The 3,856-nt window shown below is 41.9% G+C and carries 4 protein-coding genes; all 4 read left to right on the forward strand.

Annotated elements, in window-relative coordinates; genetic code table 11:
• Positions 1 to 450 precede the first annotated feature (450 nt).
• The 4 genes from DXC01_RS19780 to DXC01_RS19795 all read left to right on the forward strand — a co-directional run bounded on the left by DXC01_RS19780 (position 451) and on the right by DXC01_RS19795 (position 3,729).
• The gene (locus DXC01_RS19780; RefSeq protein WP_243111687.1) at positions 451 to 951 is read left to right on the forward strand and encodes a FadR/GntR family transcriptional regulator; all 501 of its coding nucleotides are present in this window, start codon (positions 451 to 453) and stop codon (positions 949 to 951) included.
• A gap of 107 nt (positions 952 to 1,058) precedes the next feature.
• Positions 1,059 to 2,189: an Ldh family oxidoreductase gene (locus tag DXC01_RS19785; protein ID WP_118699679.1), complete on the forward strand. Its 1,131-nt coding sequence runs from the start codon at positions 1,059 to 1,061 to the stop codon at positions 2,187 to 2,189.
• Between the two features lie 106 nt (positions 2,190 to 2,295).
• Positions 2,296 to 3,471 carry an NAD(P)-dependent malic enzyme gene (locus DXC01_RS19790; protein WP_118699680.1) on the forward strand — a complete coding sequence of 392 codons (1,176 nt, stop codon included), beginning with the start codon at positions 2,296 to 2,298 and terminating at the stop codon, positions 3,469 to 3,471.
• Between the two features lie 12 nt (positions 3,472 to 3,483).
• Positions 3,484 to 3,729 (forward strand): hypothetical protein, encoded by a 246-nt coding sequence (locus DXC01_RS19795; RefSeq protein WP_118699681.1) that lies wholly within the window; start codon positions 3,484 to 3,486, stop codon positions 3,727 to 3,729.
• Positions 3,730 to 3,856 lie beyond the last annotated feature (127 nt).

Below are 3,856 nucleotides of genomic sequence, written 5' to 3' on the forward strand. Positions count from 1 at the left end.
CGCACGTCCGGAATTCTGTGAGGGATACATTCGGTAACGGATGTATCTACTCGACCACATCAACTTTTAAGAGAGTAAAAGTTGCACGCCTCTAGGGAAACAGAATTGTTTTTCCAGGGAAAAAGTTGCCCTTTTCGGATAATAGTTGATACTTTGTAAAATAAAAGTTTTTAAAAGAGTGTTTTATAATGCGTTTTTAGGTGGCTCTGATGCGAAAATGGGAAAATTTTTGATAAAAGTTGATGTCAACTTTTAGGAGGAAACCATATTCATAAAAGTAAATATTTGATAGGTTTTCTTCTGGAATAAAGACTATATTATTACATATAAAGGAGCTTTGTTTTGGGTAAACCAGAAGAAAGGCAATGGATCCAGATTATTCTGTAAAAGACATAATAATTATAGAATTGAATATGTTTGCAAATTTTATAAAACGAAATGAAGTGTGCTATGGGTAATACAATATGTGACTTATTATGTCGTAAGTGGCATAATGGATATCTGCGCCAGAATCAGCAGTTCCGTGCGGCACTGGAGAGAGAAGCGGCAATTCTTGCGGCGCGAAAGTGCACACCGCTGGATGCAGCAGAATTATGGGTGATTCTTGCACGGCTGGACGCCGCAGAAGATGAAAAGATACGGGGTGAATTGGATCGCGAACTTCATAAGAAGATTGCAAAGATCGCAGATAACCCGATGGTTTACAGTGTCCTTGCGGCAGCGGATCAGCTTACTGAGAGTATTGTTTCCGGGACGAGAGACTACATTATGAAAAAGAATAATTCTGCCAGAGAGATTGATGATCAGCATCATCGGCTTGTTGAAGCGATCATCAACGGAGATGTAGAGCAGGCGGAACGCTGTATGTCCGAACATATGGATACGATTGAACGTTATATGGAAGAAATGCAAAAAAAATCCCGAGAAATTTTGGGCATTTTTACAGAATAAATTGATATGACCTCTATTGTATTTTGGTAATACCAGTGGTATAATTAAAATACAAATTGGTAATGCCAATAAATAAAATCGGCACTACCGGAAAGAGGGACGAAACAATGGGATATGTGAAATGGTCATATGAGACACTGAATCATTTTTGCGGAGACGTATTCAAGGCGTTTGGTTTTACAGAGGAAGAAAGCAATCAGATCAAGGATGTGCTTCTTACTGCTGACCTTTATGGGATAGAAAGTCATGGTATGCAGAGAATGGTGCGTTATCATAAGGGAATCGAAAAGGGAACGATTCATCCGCAGGCAAAGCCTGAAGTTGTATTTGAAACACCGATATCTGCAGTGATTGACGGCCATAATGGAATGGGACAGCTTATTTCTGTTTATGCAATGAAAAAAGCCATCGAAAAAGCCAAAAAAACCGGAGTTGGAATTGTAACTGTCCGTGAGTCCAATCATTTCGGTATCGCCGGATATTATGCAAAGATGGCGTGCGATGAGGGACTTCTGGGAATGGCCTGCACCAATTCAGAGGCTATTATGGTTCCTACGTTTGGCAAAAAAGCCATGCTTGGATCAAACCCGATCGCAGTAGCTATGCCGGCAGACCCGTATCCGTTTTTCTTTGACTGCTCTACCACAGTAGTTACAAGAGGAAAGCTCGAAATGTACAACAAGATGGAGAAACCACTTCCTGATGGATGGGCACTGGACAAGGATGGACATGCAAGTACAGACGCACCGGATGTCCTTGCCAATATTGTTGCAAAGAAGGGCGGCGGAATCATGCCTCTCGGTGGAAATGAAGAAGTTACAGGAAGTCACAAGGGATATGGATATGGTATGCTGTGTGAACTGTTCAGTTCCATTCTTTCCATGGGTGTTACTTCAGATCACTGCTGTACATTCCCGGATAAAACAGGAATCTGTCATGGATTTATGGCAATCGATCCGGCTGCATTTGGTGATCCTCAGGCAATCCGCAGACATTTTTCAGAATATCTGGAAGCTCTGAGAGAAAGCCCGAAGGCAGAAGGCAAAGACCGTATTTATACACATGGTGAAAAAGAAGTCTTTGCAGAAAAAGAAAGAAGAGAACATGGAATTCCGGTAAACGACAATACGATGGTCGAACTTGCAAATCTGTGTGGATATCTCAAACTTGACTTTGGTAAATATTTTGAAGGATATGAGCTTCCAAAAGACAGTAAATTCTTTACAGGAAATTATTAATAGATTAGAATAGATGGTTGCTGTGAACGGAGTGAACAGTAACAACAGAAGGCGGCCGGAATCATACGGCTTCACAAAATTTAAGATACCAGGGAGGACAACAGAAATGGATTATGCAAAAGAATCTTTAAGACTGCATGGAGAATGGAAAGGTAAGATTGAAGTTGTAACAAGAGTACCTGTAGAAAATAAGGATGATTTGTCACTTGCTTATACACCTGGAGTTGCACAGCCTTGTCTGGAAATCCAGAAGGATGTAAACAAATCCTACGAACTCACAAGAAGATGGAACATGTGTCTGGTAGTTACCGACGGTTCTGCTGTTCTTGGACTTGGAAACATCGGACCGGAAGCCGGAATGCCGGTAATGGAAGGAAAATGTGTACTTTTCAAGGCGTTTGGCGATGTAGATGCATTCCCTCTTTGTATCAAGAGCAATGATGTGGATGAAATCGTTAATACAATTTATCTGATCTCCGGTTCTTTTGGCGGAGTAAATCTGGAAGATATTTCTGCTCCGAGATGCTTTGAGATTGAGAAAAAACTGAAAGAAAAATGTGATATTCCGATCTTCCATGATGACCAACACGGTACAGCTATCATCACTCTTGCTGGTCTGACCAATGCACTGAAGGTTGTAGGAAAGAAAAAAGAAGATGTTCGTATCATTATGAATGGAGCAGGAGCTGCTGCAATCTCTATTGCACGTCTCCTTCTGACAGCAGGATTCAAAGATATCACTCTCTGCGACAGAAAGGGTGCAATCTACGAGGGACGCCCGGAAGGCATGAATCCGGTCAAAGATGAAATGGCTAAAGTTACTAACCTGGCTAAAAAATCCGGTTCTCTTGCAGATATGTTGGTTGGCGCAGATGTATTTATCGGTGTTTCTGCACCGGGTGCTGTTACAACAGAGATGGTTAAGACCATGAACAAAGATGCAGTTGTTTTTGCATGTGCGAACCCGACTCCGGAGATCTTCCCGGATGACGCAAAGGCAGGCGGAGCAAAAGTTGTTTCCACAGGAAGAAGTGATTTCCCGAACCAGATCAACAACGTACTTGCTTTCCCGGGAATCTTCCGTGGTGCATTTGATGTGAGAGCAAAAGAAATCAATGACGAAATGAAGTTGGCAGCGTCTGAAGCACTTGCAAATCTGATCACAGATGAGGAACTTTCTCCGGAATATATCATTCCGAAGGCATTCGATAAGCGAGTAGGACCAGCGGTAGCCAAAGCGGTTGCTGAGGCAGCAAAGAGAACCGGTGTAGCTCGTATTTAATAATCAAGATATATGCAGAATGATTTTATTGATGGAGCTCTTGGAACGAAAGAAGCCGTCGCAATTGTTCCTAAAGTAGAAGAGAAAATCAGAAATTTCAAAGGAACAGTTTTTTTTACACGAGATACGCAGGAGGGAAAGAAACTTCCAGAAGTCCCAATCAAAGTAGATGCTGCATGTTGTGCAGGAGTGACTCCAGAAAGTCATGAGACTGCACTGAAGGCCATGAAAGCGTGCCAGATAGATATTGTTGGATGAACGGATTACAAAAAGATATGGAATAAGGTAAAGCAGAAGCCAGGAAATCAGTAAAGGATTTTCTGGCTTCAGACTGTAGACAAAGCCCTGCTTTTGCAGGGTTTTGCTATTGTTGGAACCGCTTTTC

The organism is Blautia sp. OM07-19 (assembly GCF_003481595.1).
GTDB lineage: Bacteria > Bacillota > Clostridia > Lachnospirales > Lachnospiraceae > Blautia_A > Blautia_A intestinihominis.